At 40.1% G+C, this 24,177-nt stretch carries 17 protein-coding genes and 4 tRNA genes; 11 read left to right on the top strand and 10 right to left on the bottom strand.

The genetic code is table 11. From position 1 onward, the window contains the following. Positions 1-43: 43 nt before the first annotated feature. The 9 genes from DCO56_RS17140 to panC form a co-directional block, all read right to left on the bottom strand. On the bottom strand, positions 44-1,687 hold the full coding sequence (locus DCO56_RS17140) for an NAD+ synthase (protein WP_108634961.1): 1,644 nt from the start codon (positions 1,685-1,687) through the stop codon (positions 44-46). A gap of 819 nt (positions 1,688-2,506) precedes the next feature. Continuing rightward, positions 2,507-3,106 (bottom strand): FKBP-type peptidyl-prolyl cis-trans isomerase, encoded by a 600-nt coding sequence (locus tag DCO56_RS17145; RefSeq protein ID WP_108634962.1) that lies wholly within the window; start codon positions 3,104-3,106, stop codon positions 2,507-2,509. A 70-nt stretch (positions 3,107-3,176) separates the two neighbouring features. Beyond that, positions 3,177-3,827: an FKBP-type peptidyl-prolyl cis-trans isomerase gene (locus tag DCO56_RS17150; RefSeq protein WP_108634963.1), complete on the bottom strand. Its 651-nt coding sequence runs from the start codon at positions 3,825-3,827 to the stop codon at positions 3,177-3,179. 67 nt (positions 3,828-3,894) lie between these two features. Then, positions 3,895-4,551, bottom strand: a complete 657-nt coding sequence (locus DCO56_RS17155) for an FKBP-type peptidyl-prolyl cis-trans isomerase (RefSeq protein ID WP_108634964.1) — start codon at positions 4,549-4,551, stop codon at positions 3,895-3,897. Positions 4,552-4,626: 75 nt separating this feature from the next. After that, positions 4,627-5,094: a DUF255 domain-containing protein gene (locus DCO56_RS17160; protein WP_181390589.1), complete on the bottom strand. Its 468-nt coding sequence runs from the start codon at positions 5,092-5,094 to the stop codon at positions 4,627-4,629. Between the two features lie 40 nt (positions 5,095-5,134). Beyond that, on the bottom strand, positions 5,135-7,471 hold the full coding sequence (locus DCO56_RS17165; RefSeq protein WP_108634966.1) for a TonB-dependent receptor: 2,337 nt from the start codon (positions 7,469-7,471) through the stop codon (positions 5,135-5,137). Positions 7,472-7,846: 375 nt separating this feature from the next. After that, on the bottom strand, positions 7,847-8,209 hold the full coding sequence (locus DCO56_RS17170; protein ID WP_108634967.1) for a hypothetical protein: 363 nt from the start codon (positions 8,207-8,209) through the stop codon (positions 7,847-7,849). 110 nt (positions 8,210-8,319) lie between these two features. Then, complete coding sequence (panD, locus tag DCO56_RS17175; protein WP_108634968.1) at positions 8,320-8,670, bottom strand: aspartate 1-decarboxylase; 351 nt, start codon at positions 8,668-8,670, stop codon at positions 8,320-8,322. Between the two features lie 24 nt (positions 8,671-8,694). Further along, positions 8,695-9,543: a pantoate--beta-alanine ligase gene (gene panC / locus DCO56_RS17180; protein WP_108634969.1), complete on the bottom strand. Its 849-nt coding sequence runs from the start codon at positions 9,541-9,543 to the stop codon at positions 8,695-8,697. 148 nt (positions 9,544-9,691) lie between these two features. Here panC and DCO56_RS17185 point away from each other — a divergent pair, with 148 nt between their 5' ends. From DCO56_RS17185 to uvrC, 4 genes are all read left to right on the top strand, one after another. Beyond that, positions 9,692-10,510, top strand: coding sequence for a glycogen/starch synthase (locus DCO56_RS17185; RefSeq protein WP_108634970.1), 819 nt, complete (start codon positions 9,692-9,694; stop codon positions 10,508-10,510). A gap of 279 nt (positions 10,511-10,789) precedes the next feature. Continuing rightward, the gene (gene ispF / locus DCO56_RS17190; RefSeq protein ID WP_108634971.1) at positions 10,790-11,269 is read left to right on the top strand and encodes a 2-C-methyl-D-erythritol 2,4-cyclodiphosphate synthase; all 480 of its coding nucleotides are present in this window, start codon (positions 10,790-10,792) and stop codon (positions 11,267-11,269) included. 301 nt (positions 11,270-11,570) lie between these two features. Then, positions 11,571-13,841: a transglycosylase domain-containing protein gene (locus tag DCO56_RS17195; protein ID WP_108634972.1), complete on the top strand. Its 2,271-nt coding sequence runs from the start codon at positions 11,571-11,573 to the stop codon at positions 13,839-13,841. A 219-nt stretch (positions 13,842-14,060) separates the two neighbouring features. Beyond that, positions 14,061-15,872, top strand: a complete 1,812-nt coding sequence (uvrC, locus tag DCO56_RS17200; protein WP_181390590.1) for an excinuclease ABC subunit UvrC — start codon at positions 14,061-14,063, stop codon at positions 15,870-15,872. 157 nt (positions 15,873-16,029) lie between these two features. Here the strand turns inward: uvrC and era are convergent, their stop codons facing one another. Then, positions 16,030-16,908 (bottom strand): GTPase Era, encoded by an 879-nt coding sequence (era, locus tag DCO56_RS17205; protein ID WP_077437022.1) that lies wholly within the window; start codon positions 16,906-16,908, stop codon positions 16,030-16,032. A gap of 115 nt (positions 16,909-17,023) precedes the next feature. Here era and DCO56_RS17210 point away from each other — a divergent pair. From DCO56_RS17210 to der, 7 genes are all read left to right on the top strand, one after another. Next, positions 17,024-17,096, top strand: a tRNA-Met gene (locus tag DCO56_RS17210). Positions 17,097-17,155: 59 nt separating this feature from the next. After that, a tRNA-Met gene (locus tag DCO56_RS17215) sits at positions 17,156-17,228 on the top strand. Positions 17,229-17,285: 57 nt separating this feature from the next. Continuing rightward, positions 17,286-17,358: transfer RNA gene (locus DCO56_RS17220), tRNA-Met, on the top strand. 58 nt (positions 17,359-17,416) lie between these two features. Continuing rightward, positions 17,417-17,489: transfer RNA gene (locus DCO56_RS17225), tRNA-Met, on the top strand. A 358-nt stretch (positions 17,490-17,847) separates the two neighbouring features. Further along, positions 17,848-20,937 carry a SusC/RagA family TonB-linked outer membrane protein gene (locus DCO56_RS17230; protein ID WP_108634974.1) on the top strand — a complete coding sequence of 1,030 codons (3,090 nt, stop codon included), beginning with the start codon at positions 17,848-17,850 and terminating at the stop codon, positions 20,935-20,937. 23 nt (positions 20,938-20,960) lie between these two features. Beyond that, the gene (locus DCO56_RS17235; RefSeq protein ID WP_108634975.1) at positions 20,961-22,706 is read left to right on the top strand and encodes a RagB/SusD family nutrient uptake outer membrane protein; all 1,746 of its coding nucleotides are present in this window, start codon (positions 20,961-20,963) and stop codon (positions 22,704-22,706) included. A gap of 169 nt (positions 22,707-22,875) precedes the next feature. Next, complete coding sequence (gene der / locus DCO56_RS17240; protein ID WP_104384042.1) at positions 22,876-24,177, top strand: ribosome biogenesis GTPase Der; 1,302 nt, start codon at positions 22,876-22,878, stop codon at positions 24,175-24,177.

The following is a 24,177-nucleotide window of genomic DNA, read 5'->3' on the forward strand; positions in this document are numbered from 1 at the left end:
TTAGACAAAAAACTATAACTATGGTTTAATGCTAATTGTAAAATTAATACGGATATTTTGCTACCAGTGGAATCTGTCTTCCCACACCAAAAGCTTTGGGGCTGACCCGCAGAATTGGCGGTGCCTGAAAGCGTTTAAATTCAGCATTATTCAGTAATTTACTCACTCTTTCTACTAACGCTTTTTCGAATCCCATTGCTACAACTTCGGAACCGCTCTTTTCATTTTCAATCAATTCATATAAGATCTTATCCAGCAGGTCGTACTCCGGCAGAGAATCTGAGTCTTTTTGATCGGGACGCAATTCTGCGGATGGGGCCTTTTCGATGGTGTTGACCGGAATAATTTCACGCTCCCGATTGATATAACGCGCCAGTTCATAAGCGCTGGATTTATAGACGTCGCCAATGACCGAAATGGAGCCCGCCATGTCGCCATACAAGGTGCCGTAACCTACAGCGGCCTCGCTTTTGTTGGAAGTGTTTAATAGGATGTTGCCAAACTTGTTTGAGATAGCCATTAAGATAACAGCACGTGCACGTGCCTGTATATTTTCTTCGGTGGTATCGGGCTTCAAGTTTTCGAAGAGAGGAGCGAGCGTATTTTCGTATGCAGAAGCGATATCTTTAATGGGGACGATATGGTGTTTGCAGCCGGTATTGCTCACCAGATCCATTGCATCTTTGATGGAATGGTCTGAGGAATAGACAGAGGGCATTAAAATGGAAAGCACATTGTCTGCACCGAGCGCTTCACAGGCCAGGGCCGCAACCAGGGCTGAATCTAATCCTCCTGATAAACCTAACACCGCTCTTTTGAATCCTGATTTTTGGAAATAATCGCGTAATCCCAAAATTAATGCGTCATGGATCAAGGCGATCTCCGTTGCAGGATCTTTTATCGTTGCGGTGGTTGAGGTAATATTTCTCTGATGATAGGTGACATATTGTAGGTCTTCTTCAAATCGTTTTAATTCAGCAACCTTTGTTCCGTCCTTGTTGAATGCGAGAGATCTGCCATCGAAAATAATATCCATATGTGCACCCACCTGGTTGACATAGATCAGAGGACGATTGGATTTCTCGACTTGAAGGGAGAGCACTTTAACGCGCTTTTCAAAATGTGTGTACGAGAATGGCGAAGCTGCAATATTGATCAGCAGATCGGGATTCTCTTTTCGCAGTTCGGCCATAGGGTCACCTACATAGGAGTTGCCGCCCTCATCGTCATCCCAGAGATCTTCACATATGGTCAGGGCAATTTTTACACCGTTCAATGTGATGCAGTCAAAACGTTTGTTGGGTTCAAAGTAGCGGTATTCATCAAATACATCGTAATCTGGTAATAAACCTTTTTTTACAATATTTCGAACAGCTCCCTGTTCGATAAATACGGCAGTATTGTAAAGCGCTTTTCCTTCGGGATCGCTGTTTGTGACAGGAGCACCGATAATACAGGCTATGTCTAAGCAGTGGGCTGCAATCTGATGGATAGCTTCGTTGCACTGTTGTTTAAATACCTTACTTCGTAGCAGGTCTTTGGCCGGATAGCCTCCGATAGCGAGCTCTGCAAATATGATAAGATCTGCCGATGCCTCTTTGGCTTGGTTGATTGCTTGAATTATTTTTTTTGTATTTGCTTCAAAATTGCCAATATGGTAATTCAATTGTGCTAAAGCTATTTTCATCCTTGTTTATTTTTCCAATTTATTAGATCGCCATTGCCACATACGAAATCCTGATAAGTTCCTGTTTTTTTACGCACATCATTAAATGTCGTATATATTGACAAAAGCTGCTACACAAATTTATTCCTTTTTATTGAAAGTGTTTTGTTTATTGATATTGTTTTTCTAAAAGAATTCAGGGTTTCATTATCCCGCTTATTTTTCCTTAAAAAGCCATATCATTTTCTGACTCAGGAGACCGGAGTATGGTCTTTCATCAAATCTGGAACAATACTGCTTCAAAATGCGTTTAAAAGTATCGCAATACCCAAACAAAGTCACTAACCTGTTACATTTTGCTAAATTGTTTTAACATAATTTTAACAACGTTAAATGCTGTTAAATTTCTTGACATAAAAGGGAATGTATGTTACCTTTGATATATCAAAACAGAAAGATATATACAAAATAATATATAAAGAACTTTTCATAATTTAGGTTAATAATTGGTTAGGTAAAGCTCGGAGTTCCCCACTTCGAGCTTTTGTTTTTTAAAAGCTCTCCTTATTCACTCATTACACTGGTCGGACATAGAGTTTTCAATCGGCTGGATTTCTAAGTCGAGAAATGCACTTATTGTTCTAGTTGGGATTTATTATTTGAGCAGATTGAAGGTTGCTATTTTCTGGTAGCCAATGGAAAATATAATGCGGTGTTATTTGATAAGATATATTTGTTGATTAACGGGAAAAAACATAAAAACGCCTAAAGTCAGAATTTGCTTGAGGCGTTTTTATGTTTGTATTTTATGAATATAACGGTTCTTTTTATAGGAGGATCTTATTTGATGTCAATGACTTCAATTACAAAATCCAAGGGAGAATTAGCGGGGATTTTTCCCATTGCGAGACTCCCATGCGCCCATCTGGAAGGTACCATAATATGGATCTTAGCTCCTTTTTGAAGCCCTTTTTCGGTCAGCCCGCCTAGTTTCATGTCTCCAATCCTTTTTGGTGCAAAGGCGAATGTCCAGGCCGGAATAATTGTGCTGTCGAAGGGATATTGATAGCCTGTATTCGTTCTAATGTTGAAGGTTGATGTTTTGCCTGCTTCCGTTTGATCAAAGATATTCCCATTCAAAAGTTTTCCTACATATTTTACGGTAGGAGAAAATTTAAGATGTTTTGCATTTAGTGTATCTATTATTTTGTAGGTATAGGTACCCGTTCCTGTGGCAAGCATCTCATACCAGATTCCCGTTTCTGCATCATACTGTGCATCAGGAAACTTGCTTTCAACATAATTTTTAAGTAGGACGGAATCTGTCTTAAATTGCTCAGTCGCATTATAAATAGGAATATCGTCGTTTTTATTGCAGCTAACATTCAGCAGAATGAGGGCTACGATTCCTAAAAATAAAGGCGATAAAAACTTATTCATAGCATGATTAATAGGTCTTCAAAAACTTTTTTTTGATGGTTTTTGAATACCTATTGTGTTTTCTGTAAGACTATTTATTTTTAATATCAACAACTTCAATTGTAAAATCTAAAGGTGATTTAGCTGGAATCGAAACGTCTGAAGAGGAGGAGCCTTGTTTGCCCGTATCACCATAAGCCCAAGGAGACGGGGTAATGATGCGGATTTTAGATCCTTTTTTTAGACCTTTTGATGTAAGGCCACCTGTTGGGATGTCTTTACCGTTATAAGAAATTGATTTTGGTAAAAAGGCTATTTGCCAAGCGGTGATCACCTGAGATAAATTCAATGTAGCGGTTTTTCCCTCTTCGGTTTGTTGGAATATTGTGCCACTGGGAACGAGTTTACCAATATATTTCACTGTAGCATCAGGGGCAATAATTGCTCCGTTTGAATTAAACGAATAGCTGTATGAAGCCTCATCTCCAGTAGCTAAAAGCTGGTAGGCTAAGCCTAGAGAATCAATATATTGTACGTTCTGAAGCTGGTTGTCAGCCACATATTTTTTGATAATAGGAAATTGTTCTTCAACGCGCTTATTGTTGATGGAATCCTGAATGCGTTGTTTTTCCAACTGTTCTCTTTCCCAAGCGGCATAGTCAAAATTGTCTTTGTTACAGCTAGCAAAAAAGATCGAGGCCAGTGTTAGCCCAAAGAATAAGGTAGATAGTAGTTTTTTCATGGTATTGTGTTTTTAAAAAAAAGCCATTTTCAACATGAAAATGGCTTCCATAAATAAAAAGTGTTTTTTAGATTGAAGTGGCTTTTTCCATACTTACTACCTCGATCGTATATACCAATGGAGAATCAGCAGGAATTGATGGACCATCACCAATTTTATAGGTTCTATTATCAAATCCCCACACAGAAGGTGTAACCAATTTAATTTTTGAACCCTTTTTTAAGCCCTTAGGTAAAAGTCCCAATAATTTTTTCTCAGCTCCATTGCTGTTAATGGATTCTGGAACGAATGCAAAGAACCAGCATGCACCAAGAAACTGTCCTTGTGTTGTTTCAGTATAAGTAATTCTTAAATCAGAATAATTGGCTGGAGTTCCTTCTTTTGTTTGAGCGAATACTGTCTTATTGTTATCCATTAACTCGCCTTTATAGTTGACACTGATTTTAGGAATACCTGTAGTATAGTCGAATGGATCTCCCGTTCCCTCATTTAAGACCTCATACCATATTCCAATAGAGTCGGAAGAAAATTTCGGATTTGTAAAATTTGCGGCAGCATAATCTTTGATTGCCTGTGCTTGCTGTTTTTTGGTTTTATATTGTCTGATCTGTTCTTGTCTAATCTGTTCGTTTATAGCATCATAATCGATGTTATCTTTGCTACAAGATGCGAAGATCATTCCCAGACACAAAAATGCCATTAAAAATTTCGTGATATTTTTCATAATTTCTTAAAGTGTGTATTAATTATAAGATTCCAAACGCAGGTTCATTTGGTTTCGCTACACAAATATGTTAAATTATTCTAAAAAAACACCTAACTCTTTTGAATTCAGATATTTTTGTTGTATGTTTTTTAAGCGAAATTCGCTATCAAATCGAAGGATGCTCGGGAAAACCATTTGTTTTCCCTGCAATAACAGTAGCGCCAAAGGATGGTACTGACCAGTTTTTTTTCTGTTGGATTCAGCTTTCCAGATGCTTTGATCAAAGCTGATCTCCGCCACGGATTCCGCATCCAGACTAACTGCATAATAATTTTTATTGATCACAGTGACAAGATTCTGCTTAGTGAATATCTCCCGTTCCATCTTCCGGCAATAGCTACACCAGTCGGTATGGATAAAAATAAGGGTTTCCCGCGGTTCGACTGCAAGTAAAGAATCGAGCTGTTCAAAACTGACCCAATTGATCCGCTCCTGCCCAAAATGGAGGAGCGGATAAAATAATGCGATCAATAACATGCTTATTTTCCGGCAATATTTCATTGTTTTTTTATTAGCGTCTATTTCTCCGAATGGCAATTTCTTAATGAAAATGACCAACGCGGAGTCCGAACGTAAAGGTTCTCGGACGTGTTGGCCCATAAATATAATCTGAATCCCGTAAAGCGCCTTTGTCAAAATCCTTTTGAAAAGCGTTGAACATATTCTGGACGCCACCAAAGAATTCAATGCTGAAGTCCTTGTGGACAGGAAGTGTATAGCCCAGCCGTAGGTTTAATTCAACAAAATCTCTTGCATTTTTTAAGGTCATGATATCTTGCTGGATATGGGGTACAATCATTTTACCGGTATATACTCCGGTCAAGTCAACTGCAAACCGTTTTGTCGCTTTTAGGTTCGTATTCATATAACCGTAGATATTGGGTGTCCGGACATATTTCTTTGTCCAGATATCATGGGCATCCTCTTTGCCTTCATAGATCAGCTGATCTTTTTTATAACGCGAGCGTTGGATTGTTCCTCCGGTCTGGAAGGAAAGCCAGGATGAAGGGGCAATATTGATTTCGATGTTGGAGCCATACACGCGTGCGCCTTCTCCATTTTGCATCTCCTGAATAATCAACCCATCCTTTTCTGAGGCCATAATGTTGACAAACTGATTGTTGAGATCTGTGTAGAAACCTTCGACAAGCAAGCTTGTCTGTACATTTCCAAAGTTTTTATTGTAACTGAATGATCCTGTATAGGCATTGGAATATTCGGTTTTTAAGTTTTCACCAATAAGGACAAAAACCTGGTTGCCGCCGATCGAGGTCACGTGCATGTCTTCATTAAATGCCTGCGGCGCCCTGAAACCACGTGCATATCCACCCCTGAACTGCAGGTCTTTCGTGATATCATAAAGAACAGTTAATCGTGGGCTGAAGGTACCAAAGCGTTGATCTGAATTCCGATTTATACCTGCAAGACTGTATTTACCATCTACATACGTGTAATCGTAGCGGGCGCCAATCAGTGTTTTCAATGTTGAAAAGGGTTTCCATTCGTATTGTGCATAAGTACCCAACCCCTTATTCTGCTGGTCAATCGTCCGCTTATAGCCGGGAATCTCATCCTGGGTGTCGTTATAGGAAAACTCTACACCTGCTGTAAATACATCTTTTTCAAAATTGTAGGTGTATTGACTTCCTAAAACAAGTGCAATATCATCTGTTTTTCCATACGAATTGGATGCAAGTGTACTGTCAGCGCGTGTGGTTCCGCCACCAAGACCGCCATAATAGCTGTCACGTTCGGTTTTCTGAACGGAACCATAAGCCGACAGCTTGTGTTTGTAATCTTCGGAATAATGATCGTAGGTGATTCCGCCAACAATGGAACTGGTTTGCAATTGCTCTGTGATCTGAGTCAGGTGAGGTGCTTTATCAAGCTGATCTCCACCCCGACGGAATTCATTGACCGTGCTGAAATCAATGGTAATTTTATCCAGATCGCTCGGTTTGTAAAACACCTTGGTGCCAAATGTAGTATTTCGAAGCTTAGTGATTTCCGAAAATCCATCCCCATTGGAGTCGTAAGATTCCCTATTGCGGTGCATGCCATAAAATGTTGCGCCGGTTTTTAAGTCCTCTGCCACAAGGGAGGTGTTGAAGTCTACGGTGTTGTCCCAGCTTTTGCCGCCGATTAATGAATTGGTGGATTTTACCTGCCAGTCGTTCTCGACAGGGTCTTTTGTAATGATATTGATGGTTCCGGCGATGGCATTGGCTCCGAATAGTGCGGAGCCACCACTACGGACAACTTCGATCCGGTCAATCATACTGGTCGGGATCTGATCCAGTCCATAGACACTATTTAATGCCGAAAAAACAGCTCTACTGTTGATTAATATCTGTGAATATGGCCCTTCGAGGCCATTGAGTCTAACCTGTGAAAAACCACAGTTTTGACAGTTATTTTCCACCCGAACACCGGGTTGATAATTTAATGTCTCTGACATCGCAACGGATTGTGTCGCATTGAATAGTTTTGGACCAATGACATTGACCACAACCGGTGCATCCTTACGTTTGACACCGTAACGCGTAGCCGAAACGACAACCTCGTCGAGATTAAGGTTGTCTTCGTCAAGCTGGATCTGAAGCGGTGATTTTAAGGTGTCCAAACTGATCACTTTTGTCAGTGAGCGATAACCTACAGCGGAAATATTTAAAGTTACTTTGGGCGTAGTCAGGCTATTGAATTTAAAGTGTCCATCAGCATCTGATGTTGTGGCTGATTTGCTATTCTTTATGGTCAATGTGCCAGAAGCAATGGCTTCACGGTTTTTATTGAATAAATATCCCTCCAAAGGTGATTGTGCGTATATGGTGGATGTGCCGGCTATTAATGTAGCCAGCAGCGTATATTGCTTTAGCATTTTTATAAGATTGAGTATGGAGTACTTCGTTTTGAGATCTTAATCCTAAAAGCTTATAATCTTTTATATTGCATACTTTTTCGCTATAGACAAGGGGGATGCTCATATTAGCATCTTGCCTGTCAGCTGTATCATATAACATTGACTATATATCCTAGCCCTAAGATGTACAAAGATCTTTGGACTGCAGGTCACTCACCTGCAGCAATCTACCGTTTACACTTAATCATCAAATGAACAGAAGTTCTTGCACCCATGTACAAGCCACGATCTTGATCAATTTTTCGATTCCGGAAATAGAGCAGCTGACAAATGCCAGCGGCATTGCCTGATGTTATTTCACAAGGTGTACGTCAGATTAAAAAAATAAATGTTTTATGCGAAGCGGGGAGGCCCTCGGAGGTAATAGGGACTGCTTGTGATGCTGGTAATTTCGGGGCAGATCGAACAATAATCCGTTAGCTGAATTTCCTTTGGTATAGGAAGTTCGAGAATAATGAAATCGGTCTGTACGTAATTGTTTTGATAAATGACATTCAGATAATCGATCTGATCGTCTGTTTCTTGAGGTTTTTCTTTCTTTGTAAAATCATAAGGGTGCGTGTGCATCACGATTTCCCCATTTGATTTTACCTCTTTGTGCATAAAAATAACACCCGAAAGAATAATCAGCGACATCAAAGCCAATTGGAATGATGCGATAAGCTGACGCAGATTTCTTGTTATTTTTGATTGCATAAAAAAGCGCTACTTGTTCGAGTAGCGCTTCAAAAATACGATTTTTATTTAGCAGTATATAGTTCTGCTAGATAAAATTATTATTAAGTACTGTAGGAAGTACCTCAATACTATCTAATCAAATGGTTGTTGTCGTCCGGGAATACCAAAGCAGGTTTAAACTGTTTCGCCTCCTCAAAGTCCATTGTTGCATAAGAAATGATAATAACGATATCGCCAACCTGTACCAAACGTGCTGCAGCTCCATTTAAACAGATCGTCCCCGATCCGCGCTGTCCGGGAATCACATACGTTTCTAGGCGGGCCCCATTATTGTTATTTACAATCTGAACTTTCTCGTTAGCGATGATATTTGCAGCATCCATCAAATCTTCATCTATCGTGATACTACCCACGTAATTCAATTCCGCCTGTGTAACTTTCACGCGGTGGATCTTGGATTTCATTACTTCTATTACCATGGCGCAAAGGTAAAATTTTTTTTATTAAGCTAACGTCATATTATCAATAAGACGAACGCCTTCAACCCAGGCTGTTACCAGAGCTACATACTGTTTGCTGGCATCAATCCGCTCAACTTCTTTTAAAGAGTTGCTTTCACAGATCGCAAAATATTCGACTGTTAATCCCTCTGTCTGTGTCAAAATAGTGAGGGCTTTCTTTTTAATTTCTTGTAGGTCAATGTTGTCTGCAAGATGATCTTTCACATATTGTAACGAACGCGAAAGCGCGAGGGCTTTTATTTTTCCTTCTTCGCTCAGGCGCATATTTCGCGAACTCAAGGCTAAACCGTGTTCATCCCTGATTATTGGGCAGATCGCCAATTGAATTGGAAGATCTTTGATTTCGATCATACGTTTGATGACCATCACCTGCTGGAAATCTTTTTGACCAAAACAGGCGATATCGGGTTGTACTAATATAAACAATTTGTAGACCACCTGTGTTACACCCTGAAAATGTCCCGGACGTTTTTCTCCTTCCCAGATTTGATCCAGTTCGCCAAGGTCAATATGCCAATTTTCATCTTTGTCGGGGTACATTTCATCTACACTTGGCATAAATAAAATGTCACAAGCGACGGATTCCAATAGCTTAATGTCATTTTCAATTGGACGCGGATATTTTTCAAGGTCTTTAGGGTCGTTAAACTGTGTAGGATTGACAAAAATGCTACAAACACGAATATCACTAATGGGTTTCGCATAATCTAATAACGATAAATGTCCTTCATGAAGTGCTCCCATAGTGGGGATCAAGGCTATCTTTTTACCTGCCGAGCGTGCTTTTTGGAGATGTGCTTGGAGGGATGCTTTCGTTTTGAAAATTTCCACTTTGCTGAATAGTTTTTTGTTCGCAAAGTTGCATATTATTTTGGGAATATAAAACGATGATTGATAGTAAATTGCATGGTAAGTATTTTTTTTGTACCTTTGTAGACCGATTTTACTGTTCGAAAATAATAAATAAAAATAACTGGAGATGGCAAAAACGAAGATATTGTTTATTACTCACGAGATGTCGCCTTTCCTCGAATTAACCAAAATTTCTGAAATTACACGTCAACTGCCTCAAGCGATGCAAGAGAAGGGTTTTGAAATCCGGATCTTGATGCCTCGTTTTGGGAATATCAATGAGCGTAGAAATAGATTACATGAGGTGATTCGTCTTTCAGGCTTGAACATTGTTGTGGATAATAATGATAATCCGCTAATTATTAAAGTAGCTTCACTGCCTGCAGCCCGAATGCAGGTGTATTTCTTGGATAACGAGGACTACTTTCAGCGTAAAAAAGTTTTTAGTGATGAGCATGGCGAATTCTTTGCAGACAATAATGAGCGTTCAGTGTTCTTCTGTAAAGGAGCGTTGGAAACTGTTAAGAAATTAGGCTGGTCGCCGGATGTAGTACACTGTCACGGATGGTTCTCTGCTTTGGTACCTGCTTACGTAAAAACAACGTATAAGGACGACCCTACATTTAAGGATGCAAAAGTGATGTATTCTTTGTTTAACGAAGAGTTCAAAGGTACATTGGGTTCAAAGTATGCTGAAATGGCTCCGGAAGGTGCTTTTAAAGCTGAAGATGCGCAAGTGTATGGTGATGGTAGCTATGAAGCAATCTATAAAGGTGCATTGCATTATACGGATATGGTTGTCGTAGCTGATGGAAATGTCAATACGGAGATTGTTGATTTTGCCAGGTCCAAAGACATTCAGGTTTTTGAGCCTAACGGTGATCAGGACTACGATGCATTTGGCGAAGTGTATGATCAGTTTGCGCCTGAGGAAGTGGAAGCATAGATCCATGTCCTGAGAGGTTGAGTAAAACAAACAGACAATAAGTTATAACAAAGGGCTATTTCCGACGAAATAGCCCTTTGTTATTCGGATTATACCACTATTGACTACCAATAGTTAAAGCGGAAGATCATGTCTGATGCTAAACTCCATTTCAAAATATCAGCTCTAAAATGTTATCTTCGTAGCAATGAAGATATCGTGGACGCAAATTTGGTTTGTGAGGTAAAACGAGCTTATTTATTACGTTGAAAAACGTATTCTCATAATTTAATAGTAATCATGAAAATCAAGGTAGGATTTGGGTTTGATGTCCATCAAATAAAAGCGGGGCATCCATTTATTGTTGGAGGTGTACAGTTGGAGCATCATGCAGGAGCTTTTGGTCACTCAGATGCCGATGTGTTGGTCCACGCCATCTGTGACGCTATTTTGGGCGCCGCAAACTTGGAAGACATCGGTTATCACTTCCCCAACACGGATATGCGGTGGAAAGGGATCAGCAGCTTGTTGCTGTTGAAAGAATGTATGAAATTGATTCAGGCAAAAGGATATCAACTTGGCAATATTGATGCGATGCTTTGCCTTGAAGCACCCAAAATCAAGCCTTATATTCCACAGATGAAGGTCAAACTTGCTGAAGCTACAGGTTTGGATCCGGATGATATTTCCATCAAAGCAACCACGAATGAAACAATGGGTTTTATCGGTAGGCAAGAAGGAGTCGTTGCTTATGCCGTCTGTTTGATAGAACGGGTATAGCATCATTATCAACCTTGTAAAAAGGAAACATTTTCATGTTTTCATGCACACTTTTGAATGAATTAGTAATACCTTTGCCATGAATCATTCTTTGGCACATTATCTGATAGAGTGGACATTAAAATCATATTGAAATCTATATGAGAGCAAATAGTGAAATATCCAATTGAAAAAGATAAACACGGATCAAAAAACTGGATATTCCATGTAGCTTAAAAAAAACAAAATGCAGTACATTCATCAATGCTAAAGGAAAAAAAGCATAAATGAATAATGTTTGCACATGAAATTTAGTAAATAGATGAAGCGAGTATCAAAAAAAAATCAACTTACTGAAGGCGATATAAAACGATATACGTTCAATTTTTGGAAGATCATTATCGGCATTGTAGCCTTGGGATTCCTATTTATATTGAGTATACGCCTTGGACTATTTGGAAAATTGCCTTCGTTTAACGACCTGGAAAATCCAAAAAGCAATTTAGCGTCTGAGGTCATTACGGAGGATCATAAAGTATTAGGAACTTATTATGTACAGAATCGGTCGAATGTTAAATACAGCGAACTGTCACCCTATTTGGTCAAAGCATTGGTCTCCACAGAGGACAAGCGCTTCTATGACCATTCTGGGATAGATTATTCCCGTACCTTTACCGTGATCTTCCATACATTGACCGGCAATAAACAGGGGGGGAGTACCATTACGCAACAGCTGGCGCTTAATCTTTTTTCTGATGGCCGCCAAAAGAACTTTTTAAAACGGGTTATCCAAAAATTTCAAGAATGGGTGACAGCTGTCCGTCTGGAAAGAAATTATACTAAGGATGAGATTATTACCATGTATTTCAATACGGTGGATTTCGGTGCATATAATACATTTGGGATAAAATCTGCAGCGCGAACTTATTTCAATACCACACCAGATAAATTAACTGCTGAACAAGCGGCGCTTTTAGTGGGCATGTTGAAAGGTCCCGGAGCCTATTCACCCGTAAGATATCCTGAAAAGTCAAAAATTCGGCGTAATACCGTATTAAATAATATGGTGGCGGCCAATTTTATTTCTGCCGAAGAAGCATCGAATGCAAAGGAGAAACCACTCGGACTGGAATTGAAAATTGCAAACTACGGGGAAGGGCTGGCGCCTTATTTTAGAGCTGTATTGAAGGATCAGATTAAAAAGGAATTTGCTAATCTTAAGATTGTTAAAGCTGACGGGACACCTTATGACTTAGACCGCGATGGATTAAAGATCTATACGACTATCAATATGTCCATGCAACAGTATGCCGAGGATGCGCAGAAAGAATGGATGAAGCAGCTGCAATCGAAATTTTCGGCGCAGTGGAAAAATAGAGATCCGTTCAAAGGCGATAAAGCAAAACTGCTGATCAGTGGAATGAAACGTTCTGATCGTTATCGGATATTACGTGAAGAGGGATTAAATGACGATCAGATCAAAAAAGCCTTCAATGTGAAAGTTGCGATGAATATTTTCACCTGGAAAGGCAGTAAAGATACCATGATGACACCAATGGATTCCATTAAATACAACAAGCTCATGCTTCGGAATGCCATGATGTCCATGGAGCCAAAAACAGGGCATATTAAGGCTTGGGTCGGTGGAATTGATTTTGATCACTTCAAATATGATCAGGTTAAAATGGGAACACGACAGGTCGGGTCTACAGCGAAGCCATTTACCTATGCAGTAGCTATCGATAACGGTTATTCGCCTTGTTATAGTATTCCGAATTACCAGCAAACATATAATGGTTGGACGCCAAGAGGAAATGCACAGGGCGGGAATCCGATTACTTTGGCAAAGGCATTAGCTTATTCACAAAACTTTGCAACAGCTTATCTCGTGCATGAAGTGGGAGCTGCAGAGGTCGCTGCGTTAACCAAACGCATGGGAATAACGAGCGATGTGCCCAACTACCCTTCCATTTCCCTAGGTGCGTATGAAGCATCTGTTTTTGATATGGTTGGTGCTTATTCTGCTTTCGTTAACCAGGGAACCTGGATCGAACCAACAGCCATTTTACGTATCGAAGATAAAAATGGGACGCCTATCTATGATAAGGCGCCGAAAGTAGTGAAAGCACTGAATAGCGAATCCGCTTATATTATTGTTGATATGCTGAAAAAAGTTGTATCTCAGGGTACGGCTCGGCGTATTCAGTGGAAATACAAACTTACCAATCCGATAGGTGGTAAAACAGGTACAACCAATGATAACTCCGATGCATGGTTTATCGGTATTACTCCGGAACTGGTCACAGGTGTCTGGACGGGAGCAGAGGATCGCGGAATCAGTTTTGACCGTATGGAATATGGACAGGGAGCTGCCGCAGCTATGCCAGTCTTTGCCTTCTTTATGCAAAAGGTTTATAAAGATTCAAACCTGAAATATACAAAAGGTGATTTCGAACAGCCACAGGGTGGACTTACCCGTGTTATTGACTGTAACCAGTATTGGGGCGGTGGCGGCTCTGATGTTGAAGACGGATCTACAGATTCAAGCAGCAAGGATGAGCCGAAATTAAAGGATGACCGCTTGGGATTTTAATCTGAGTATTGAGAAATTAGAATTGAGTATTGAGATTCTGGTTGGGCAAGCCTGCGGCTTAGAAGTTGCTTCATTTTCTAATTTTGACTTTTCAGATTTGAGTATGAAGATTTTGTTTACGCCAGCTTGTTTTTCAAAGATTAAAGAATAAGAGCTCTAGTTTGATAAGCCTGTGGCTTAGAAGCTGTCTCCGTTTTTTACTTTTTAATTTTTAAAGTTTTGACATTTGACTATAGGGAAGAATTAAAGAAGATACCTCATCGACCAGGGGTCTATCAATATTTTGATAAACACGATGAATTGATCTATATCGGTAAGGCGAAAGACCTTCGTAACCGAGTAGGTTCATATTTTGTCAATGAAAATCAATTAAACGGTAAGACCCGTGTTTTGGTCCGTAAGATCAACCGTATTTCTTTTACTATAGTAGATACCGAAATTGATGCTTGGTTGCTTGAGAATTCATTAATCAAGAAGCATAAGCCAAAATACAATGTCATGCTTAAGGATGACAAGACCTATCCATGGATTGTCATTAAGAACGAACCCTTTCCCCGTGTTTTTTGGACGAGGCAATTTATTAAGGATGGTTCCCGGTACTACGGACCGTACCCTTCTGTCGGTATGATGCACATCGTACTGGATCTGATCCGTGAATTGTTTCCGCTTCGGACATGTAATCTGGCGCTTACGCAGGAGAATATCCGAAAAGGTAAGTTCAAAATCTGTCTCGAATATCAGATCGGAAACTGTAAAGGGCCCTGTGAAGGATATCAGTCTGAAGAAGACTACGATCAGAACCTGAGTGACATCAAGGATATTCTGAATGGTAAAATTGCCGTCGTCACCAATAGACTAAAAGAAAGCATCGCTTCAGCGGCAGCTTCACTGGATTTTGAACGGGCACAATTGATTAAAGCCAAACTCGATAAACTGGACAATTATCAGAGCAAATCGACCGTGGTCAATTCTTCGATTACCAACGTGGATGTATTTAGTATTGCCTCGGATGAGGGCTACGCCTTTGTCAATTATCTAAAGGTGATGAATGGCGTCATTATTCAGACGCAGACCCTAGAAATGAAACGTCGTTTGGATGAGAGCGAACAGGAACTACTGTCTCTGGCCATCCCCGAAATACGTGAACGGTTTAAAAGCCTTTCGCGGGAGATTATTGTCCCCTTCGAACTGGATATTGAGGAAAACGAACGGATAAAATTCACAATTCCCAAACTGGGGGAAAAGAAGAAACTCTTGGAGCTTTCCCAAAAAAATGTAGCTTTTTTTAGGAAAGAACGTTTGTTACAATACGAAAAACTGAACCCTGACATTCGTACGGAACGTATTTTAAAGCAGATGCAGAAGGACCTGCGCATGAATGTCCTGCCTCAACATATCGAATGTTTTGACAACTCCAATATTCAGGGGAATTATCCTGTATCAGCTATTGTAGTGTTTAAAGATGCAAAGCCTTCCAAAAAAGACTATCGGCATTTTAATGTGAAAACAGTGGAGGGACCCAATGATTTTGCGACCATGGAGGAGGCTGTTTTTAGACGATACAGAAGGTTATTGGATGAAGATCAATCCTTGCCGCAGTTGATTATTATTGACGGGGGTAAGGGACAATTGGGCGCTGCATTAAAAAGCTTGCGCTTACTGGGAATAGAACGTAAGGTAACTGTCATCGGTATCGCTAAGCGACTGGAAGAATTGTTCTATCCCGGAGATCAATATCCACTCTATTTAGATAAGAAATCGGAAACATTAAGGATCATCCAGCACTTACGTGATGAGGCGCACCGCTTTGGGATCACCTTTCACCGTAATCAACGCAGCCGCAAGACTTTTGTGTCTGAACTGGAAAATGTACCAGGAATCGGAAAAACAACGGTGGAAAAGGTGCTTACCGAATTTAAATCTGTTAAACGAGTGAAGGAAGCTTCGGATGAAGACCTAAAAAAAGTGCTTAATCTGAAACAGATTAAAGCACTCCGTGCATATTTTAATGAAACGAACCTGTCGAGCTAGCGCTGACTTTTCTGATATTGCTGTTTTCTTTGTTCATTTTTGTGACAGTAAAAATGGATAAAGAAAAATAGATTGCACGATACAAAAACTAAAGTAAGTGAGCCAAAGGCTTGTACAACCAGAATCTCAATACTCAATACTATCTACTCAGTACTAATTAATCGTCGTAACCAAAACGTTTGAGGTAATTCTTCTTGCTTCTCCAGTCGGGGATTACCTTAACGAAAAGTTCCAGGAAAACCTTTCCATCAATAAATTCTTCAATATCCTGGCGGGCATAGGTACCTACTTTTTTGATCATAGCTCCCGCTTTGCCGATGATAATGTTTTTTTGTGAATCGCGCTCGACAATAATTTCGGCAGCAATACGCGTAATATTTGCTTCTTCTTTGTAGGAAGTGACGATCACTTCTGTACTGTAAGGAATTTCTTTGTCATACAGTTTGAATACTTTTTCACGTATCATCTCGGAGACAAAGAAACGCATGGATTTGTCCGTCAATTCATCTTTTTCGTAGTAAGCCTCGTGGATAGGCAACTTATCTTTGATGTACTGCATGACGGCTGATACATTATGATCCAACTTGGCTGAAATAGCGAAGATTGTGTCAGGATTTAGCTTTTCTTGCCAAAATTCAATTTTGGCCTTTACCTCTTCTTCAGAAGATTTATCTATTTTGTTGATCAGGACGGCTACCGGAGAATTCGTTTTACGTAATTTCTCCAATACGTCATTCTCGTCGTATTTCTCGTGGATATCAGTCACAAATAAAATAATGTCCGCATCAATAAGCGATCCCTGGACAAAGTTCATCATTGATTCCTGTAGAGAATAGTTTGGTTTGATGACGCCCGGTGTGTCGGAAAACACAATTTGATGGTCTTCATCGTTTACAATACCGATAATGCGGTGTCTTGTCGTTTGCGCTTTAGGTGTGATGATAGACATCTTTTCACCTACTAAAGCGTTCATTAGGGTGGACTTACCAGCATTTGGCTTTCCGATGATACTTACGAATCCTGCTTTATGTGACATTTTTCTAAATTTTATTAGGATTACAAAGAAACAAAATATATCTTTGTACTCCAATTCGGAAGGATCATAATCTTGTTTTTTCAAAAGAAAAAAGCAATTTTGTTCAAAAATATATTGCGGGGTGGAGCAGTTGGTAGCTCGTCGGGCTCATAACCCGAAGGTCACTAGTTCGAGTCTGGTCCCCGCTACTAAAAGGAAAGATCCGGTTTGCAATGACCGGTTCTTTTTAAAGAAATCAAAAATACATTGCGGGGTGGAGCAGTTGGTAGCTCGTCGGGCTCATAACCCGAAGGTCACTAGTTCGAGTCTGGTCCCCGCTACTAAAGAGAGAGCCGGTTTGCAATGATCGGTTCTTTTTAAAGACATTAAAAATACATTGCGGGGTGGAGCAGTTGGTAGCTCGTCGGGCTCATAACCCGAAGGTCACTAGTTCGAGTCTGGTCCCCGCTACTAAAAGAGAGAGCCGGTTTGCAATGACCGGTTCTTTTTAAAGACATTAAAAATACATTGCGGGGTGGAGCAGTTGGTAGCTCGTCGGGCTCATAACCCGAAGGTCACTAGTTCGAGTCTGGTCCCCGCTACTAAAAGAGAAAGCTGAGGTGAGAACCTTGGCTTTTCTTGTTTTATGTGCCTATTTTAACCGTTTTAACTTCCTCTCGCCAAAATAGGGGTAATTTTGAACTTTCGCTATTTATTGTATCTCATGATGTTTGAGTATGTGTTGATTTAGCTGAATAAAATCATGATTAAACCATAAAATCTGATAATCGTACATTTTAAGTTGCAATTGAATGTTTATGCAATCGTTTGTTCAATTGGCGCAATCGATTTCGTTCTGTTTGAATTTTGATATACCCCTATCTTCTTCTAGTTTTAGCATTCATGCACCTAAATTTTGATTAGCACGCTAATCAATTTTTAAACTAACTATTAAATATTATGATTTCAAAGATTCTCGACAATCACAAGTTGAGTCTGTTATCATTAGCTTTACTCATAACAAGTACACACAACCCAGCTAATGCTAATGGTCTTAAATTTCCAGACCGTAATGTTCTATTGAACAGTGCTGTTTTTCAGCAAAAAGTAAGTGGAAAAGTACAATCCGCGGATGGTCCCTTAGCGGGAGCAACCATTAGTGTTAAAGGTACCTCACGTTCTACTTCGGCTGGAGCTGATGGTCAATTTAGCATTGAGGCTAAAAATGGAGATGTTTTAGTGATCAATAGCATCGGTTACAAGACACAGGAAGTGACCGTAACAGGTTCCGTGGTCAGTATCAGCATGGAGTCCAATAGCGAAGCATTGGAAGAGGTTGTTATTGTAGGGTACGGAACGCAACAAAAAAAGGAAAGCTTGACTGGGGCACTTCAGGCGGTCAAAGGAAACAAGTTGCGTGACGTGACAACGCCATCCGTGGAAAATATGCTAAACGGCAAAGCCGCTGGTGTATATGTCGCACCAGGAGCGGGAAAACCGGGGTCAAACGGTGGGGTTGTCATCCGTGGGCAGGCAACGATAAGCGGGACCACAAGTCCCTTGTGGGTAATTGATGGCGTAATTGTTGGAAGCAGCCCTGGTGATATCAATCCAGATGACATCGAATCGCTAACAATTCTAAAAGATGCAGCTTCAACTTCGATCTACGGGTCGCAAGGCGCAAATGGCGTAGTGGTAGTAACGACTAAAAATCCATCTGCGTCAAAAACTAGCATTAGTTTTTCCACAAAAATGGGGATCAATCAATTGACCAATGGTAACATGGAAATGATGGATGGTGCTGAACTTTACGATTACTTTGCATCATTTTCGAATCCAGCTGATATCAAATTTCCGCGGTGGAATTCTGACTTGCGAAACAGCAATTTTGACTGGTGGAAATTAGCGACCAAAACTGGATTTGTCCAAAATCATAATTTATCTATTCAGGGCGGAACAGAAAAATTACAGTCCTATTTGTCTTTAGGCTATTATAATGAGGCCGGTGCAGTCAAAGGATATGATTATGACCGCTATAATTTCCGATTGCGTACCAATTATAAGCCATTTAAATGGTTGACCGTTAAACCGTCTATTGTTGGTTCAAAACGTTCAGTTGACGATCGCCAATATGATGTTGGTGCGATGTATTCCAATTTACCCTGGGATAGTCCTTATGATGCAAACGGTAATCTGGTTCCACATCGTAGTAGCTCATGGGTAAATAATACGAGTACCAATTACCTGTATGATCTGCAATGGAATAAGTCCGAAAATACGAATTACGAGTTTATGGGTAATATGGACTTTGATGTTAAGTTGACCGATTGGTTGACATTCTCATCTGTCAATAACTATAGATACATCAGTTATTCAGCAACAGATTATACCGATCCACGCTCAAATAGCGGTGATGGTGTTATAGGACGTGTTTCAGAATATCGTAAAGAGTTTACGCGCCGTTATACCAACCAAATTTTACGTTTCAATAAGACTTGGGATAAGCATAGCTTAAACGGTTTGGTAGCTTATGAATTTAACGACTATAGGGATAAATCGTTGGATGCTGCTGGTACTGGTATTGTCCCAGGTTTTGAAGTGCCTGACGTGACTGCAAAGCCTGAGCGTTTTAAAGGCGGTATTACCGAATGGGCTGTTCAATCTATGTTGTCGAATGCGAATTATGCTTATGATAACAGATATTTGGCTCAGGTGTCGTTTCGTCGGGACGGTGCTTCCAATTTTGGGACAAATGCAAAATATGGAAATTTCTTCTCAATCAGTGGAGGGTGGAACATTAATAAAGAAAGCTGGTTTAACGCGCCGTGGGTAGATAACCTGAAGTTAAGAGCCGCTTACGGTTCGGTGGGTAACCGTCCAAACGATTTGTATCCGCAATATAAGCTTTACTCCGTGAAAATTACGTCAAGTTATGACGGAATCCCTGGAGCATTGATCGACCAACATGCCAATCCTAATTTGACCTGGGAGCGGACATATACAACAGGTGTTGGGGTAGATGCTGCACTTTTCCAGAATAGAGTTCGTATGAGTTTTGATTACTATGATAAGCGAACGGACAATATCCTATATAAGACTCCGATCAGTAGCTTGACAGGGGTTAACAATGTATGGAAGAATATCGGTGAAATGCAAAACCGAGGAATAGAATTGACCATCGGTGGTGATATCATCCGTAATAATGATTGGCATTGGAGCGTGGATCTGAATTTAAGCCATAATGTCAATAAACTAACTAAATTATATACAACAAAAGATGCAAACGGTAATCTGGTATCTAAACCCATCATTGCTGGCGATGATTTGGGAATAGCTGGTTCAGCACAACGTTTGTTTGAACCTGGAAATCCAATTGATACCTATTATTTAAAGGAATGGGCAGGAGTAAATTCTGATAATGGTCTTCCGATGTGGTATAAATATGGAACGGATGCAGATGGAAACGAGACAAGAACGACTACTTCAAATTATTCAGAGGCGACTTTCCGCAAGGCAGGAAAAGGAAATCCAGATCTTTTTGGCGGTTTTAATACCTCACTGAGCTATAAGCAATTTGACTTAAATGCGGTGTTTGGTTTTTCTTTGGGTGGAAAAATCTATAATTATTCACGTCAGGAGTTTGATTCGGATGGGACATATACCGACCGTAATCAAATGAAACTTCAGGACGGATGGACACGCTGGGAAAAACCTGGGGACGTCGCTACTCACCCAATAGCAAGATACGACAATCAAGATAAAGGCAACTCACCTTCCACGCGCTTTTTGGAAAGTAATAATTTCTTAAAGATGAGATCTTTGACGGTAGGGTATAACTTTGACCTAAAGAAATATAATGTTAAAAACTTGCGTGTCTTCTTAGCGGGAGAGAACTTGTTTACGATTACCAATTACTCTGGGGTCGATCCGGAGCTCCCATTGACCGAACCAGACGGAAAAGGAAGTGGAAATAAGATGATTCGGTCAACAGGAACTAGTGTATATCCTTTGGTTCGCAAGTTTATGTTTGGGGCCAGCGTAACGTTTTAATTTTAACATTTAGAAAATCAATCATGAAAAAGATATTAATGGGATTAGTGATAGCAGCGGCGGTATCCTCATGCGATATAGACCGTCTACCTTATAATTCAATGGATGGTGACCAGATTGCCAATAATCCTGATGCTATGATCACCGGGACGTATGCGCAGCTAAAACAATGGTCAGATCCAATGCACCGTCTTGGCGAATACGCCGGTGATAATATGATGATCCGTGGGTCATCTACCGATGCTTTCTATGAATTTATCTCTTTTGCAAGAACACCGAATAACTATCGTTTGCAAAACTTTTGGGATTACGGTTACAAAGCCATCGCGCAATCTTCCAATATTATTAAGCTGTTTGCTGAAGGTGAAAGCGTTGACATGGATAATAAGCTAGGTGAATGTTATTACATCCGCGGGATGATGTATTTTTACCTTTGCAGAGCATTTGGAAAACCGTATTACCAAAATCCCGAAACAAACCTCGGTGTGCCTATCGTAAACGGTACTCCTGACGATGTGATCAACGATCTGAATCTTCCCGATCGTTCTACGGTGAAAGATACCTATGCACAGGCCATCAGCGATCTGAAAAAAGCCGAGTCCTTGATTACGATAAATAAAGGACATTCTTATGCGTCTAAAGAGGCGGCACAGGCGATGTTATCACGGATTTACCTGTATATGAGCGGAACTTATAAAAATCCAAATGCCGAATATGCACGTTTATCGGTAGAATATGCTGATAAAGTGATCAATTCAGGTAAATATAGCTTATTGGGCCGGGCTCAATTCATGAAGTACAATACATTCAAACCAGAGGATAATGCAGAAACAATATTTGTGGTGAAACGCGTTGCTACCGAATTTTCTGGCGACGATCACTACAATGGTATCGGTGGTATGTATTCGAATATCGGCGGAATGGGCTGGGGAGAAATGTATGCTAGTGCAAAATACATTGATCTATTAAATGAGACTGGCCGTAATGACTGGAGACCGGATCGCTATAATATTGTGGATGCGCGTGCCGCATTTATTGAGCCTACTTACTCCAAAGACGATAAGGGGAAATATTCAACTGTATTTAGATTTGTTAAGCAGGATGTTCCGAAGAAAGCTGGTGATCAGTTGACGACAAGTTATATGCAACTGCCTGCGACGGTCAATGGTGGTACAGTCACTGTCCGCGAGGTGAAGAAGGTTGATGATAAGGACGTTGTTAAAGAGTATACGTTAAAAGCAGTCAATGAAACACAACAAACCTATTCCATTACTTATGAGGATGGTAAAACATATACGGGTATGATTGACTACTATATTTCCTTAAACCGCGCTTATCCTCAGTTCTATATCGTGAAATGTTCACGTGAAGGTGAAGAATCGCAATTACACTCACCAGTAATCAGTCGTTTAGGGGAAATTTACTTAAATCGTGCTGAGGCTTATGCAAAATTAGGTAATTATGGTGCTGCATTGAATGACCTGAATACCATAAGAAATCGTTCTATTGTTAATGGAGGTTATACTTCTCTTGATGCAAGTAATGCTTTCAAGTTGATTGACAAAGAGCGGCAGCTAGAATTGGCTTTCCAAGCCGAACGTAGTTATGATGTTTTCCGTAATGGTGAACCGCTGAACAGAACGTATCCAGGCCCGCAGAAGCAATTTGAGGACATTGCCCCAACTGATTTTAGGGTAACATACTTCATTCCTCAGGATGCCATCAACTCTTATCCGGGTAAATTAACACAGAATCCAACGTCTAACTAGACGAATATTCATAATTTAAACCCTATAAATGGCTTTACTTCATGGTAAAGCCATTTTTGTTTTTGTGTCTCCATAATCCCTTTTGAATCCGTATCTTTGTACCCTTAACTATAATTTTAGCATAAAAGTGCCATCTGCTGTGATAGTGGGTGGATCAAATAAAATAAATATGGCAAATATTGTTGCAATTGTTGGTCGTCCAAATGTTGGTAAATCTACCTTATTCAATCGTCTTACCGAAAGTAGAAAAGCGATTGTTGATGACTTTAGCGGAGTGACGCGCGACCGTCATTATGAGACGGCAGAGTGGATCGGAAAGAAATTTACAGTAATCGATACAGGTGGTTTTGTACATGGTTCGGATGATGTCTTTGAAGAGGCAATCCGTGATCAGGTCTATATCGCTATTGAGGAAGCGTCGGTCGTTATATTCATGGTAGATGTTACTACTGGTATTACTGACCTGGATGATGAAATAGCTGATATCCTCAGAAGAAGCTCCAAACCCGTATATGTGGTAGCCAACAAAGTTGACCATGCTAAATTGCATCATGAATCTGCCGAATTTTATGCTTTCGGTTTAGGAGAAGTATTCAATATTTCATCGGCTACAGGTTCTGGTACCGGAGAGTTATTGGATGCTGTCGTATCGCATTTTGAAGAAGAACAGGAGGAAGATGAAGCTCTACCTAAATATACAATTGTTGGTCGTCCAAATGTGGGTAAATCCTCTTTGACAAATGCATTGATCGGTAAAGATCGTAATATCGTAACGCCTATGGCGGGCACAACACGGGATTCTATCCGGATTCATTACAATCAATATGGACATAATTTCCTTTTGATCGATACCGCCGGTCTTCGCCGTAAATCAAAAGTAAACGAAGATATTGAATTCTATTCGGTCATGCGTACCATCAAAGCATTGGAGGATTCTGATGTGACTATTTTGATGTTGGATGCTCAGGATGGCTTGGAAGCGCAAGATGTGAATATCTTTAACTTGGCGGAGAAAAACCGTAAAGGTATCGTAATCGTTGTCAATAAATGGGATTTGATCGAGAAGGACAACAAGACCATGAAAGCCTTTGAAGACCGTATCAGAGAAAAAATAGCACCATTCACGGATGTGCCAATTATCTTTACTTCGGTAACGGAAAAACAACGTGTCCTAAAAGTACTGGAAGTGGCTGATAAGGTTTATGCTAATAAAACCAAAAAGATTCCGACTTCAAAGTTGAACGAAGTGATGCTGGATATTATAGAGAGTTATCCGCCACCATCCTTAAAAGGAAAATATATCAAAATTAAATATGTGACACAATTGCCGGGAAGAACACCAATGTTTGCCTTCTTCTGTAATTTGCCGCAATATATCAAAGATCCATATAAACGCTTTATCGAAAATAAATTGCGTGAGCACTTTGACTTTACAGGTGTACCTATTCAAATATATTTCAGACAAAAATAG

It is taken from the genome of Sphingobacterium athyrii, assembly GCF_003071065.1.
GTDB classification, from domain to species: Bacteria; Bacteroidota; Bacteroidia; order Sphingobacteriales; family Sphingobacteriaceae; genus Sphingobacterium; species Sphingobacterium athyrii.

Excerpts from the sequence above, each read along its gene's own strand:
- DCO56_RS17140 (WP_108634961.1), bottom strand. The coding sequence starts at position 1,687 with ATGAAAATAGCTTTAGCACAATTGAATTACCATATTGGCAATTTTGAA.
- DCO56_RS17145 (WP_108634962.1), bottom strand. The coding sequence starts at position 3,106 with ATGAATAAGTTTTTATCGCCTTTATTTTTAGGAATCGTAGCCCTCATT.
- DCO56_RS17150 (WP_108634963.1), bottom strand. The coding sequence starts at position 3,827 with ATGAAAAAACTACTATCTACCTTATTCTTTGGGCTAACACTGGCCTCG.
- DCO56_RS17155 (WP_108634964.1), bottom strand. The coding sequence starts at position 4,551 with ATGAAAAATATCACGAAATTTTTAATGGCATTTTTGTGTCTGGGAATG.
- DCO56_RS17160 (WP_181390589.1), bottom strand. The coding sequence starts at position 5,094 with ATGAAATATTGCCGGAAAATAAGCATGTTATTGATCGCATTATTTTAT.
- DCO56_RS17165 (WP_108634966.1), bottom strand. The coding sequence starts at position 7,471 with ATGCTAAAGCAATATACGCTGCTGGCTACATTAATAGCCGGCACATCC.
- DCO56_RS17170 (WP_108634967.1), bottom strand. The coding sequence starts at position 8,209 with ATGCAATCAAAAATAACAAGAAATCTGCGTCAGCTTATCGCATCATTC.
- panD (WP_108634968.1), bottom strand. The coding sequence starts at position 8,670 with ATGGTAATAGAAGTAATGAAATCCAAGATCCACCGCGTGAAAGTTACA.
- DCO56_RS17185 (WP_108634970.1), top strand. The coding sequence starts at position 9,692 with ATGGCAAAAACGAAGATATTGTTTATTACTCACGAGATGTCGCCTTTC.
- ispF (WP_108634971.1), top strand. The coding sequence starts at position 10,790 with ATGAAAATCAAGGTAGGATTTGGGTTTGATGTCCATCAAATAAAAGCG.
- DCO56_RS17195 (WP_108634972.1), top strand. The coding sequence starts at position 11,571 with ATGAAGCGAGTATCAAAAAAAAATCAACTTACTGAAGGCGATATAAAA.
- era (WP_077437022.1), bottom strand. The coding sequence starts at position 16,908 with ATGTCACATAAAGCAGGATTCGTAAGTATCATCGGAAAGCCAAATGCT.
- DCO56_RS17230 (WP_108634974.1), top strand. The coding sequence starts at position 17,848 with ATGATTTCAAAGATTCTCGACAATCACAAGTTGAGTCTGTTATCATTA.
- DCO56_RS17235 (WP_108634975.1), top strand. The coding sequence starts at position 20,961 with ATGAAAAAGATATTAATGGGATTAGTGATAGCAGCGGCGGTATCCTCA.
- der (WP_104384042.1), top strand. The coding sequence starts at position 22,876 with ATGGCAAATATTGTTGCAATTGTTGGTCGTCCAAATGTTGGTAAATCT.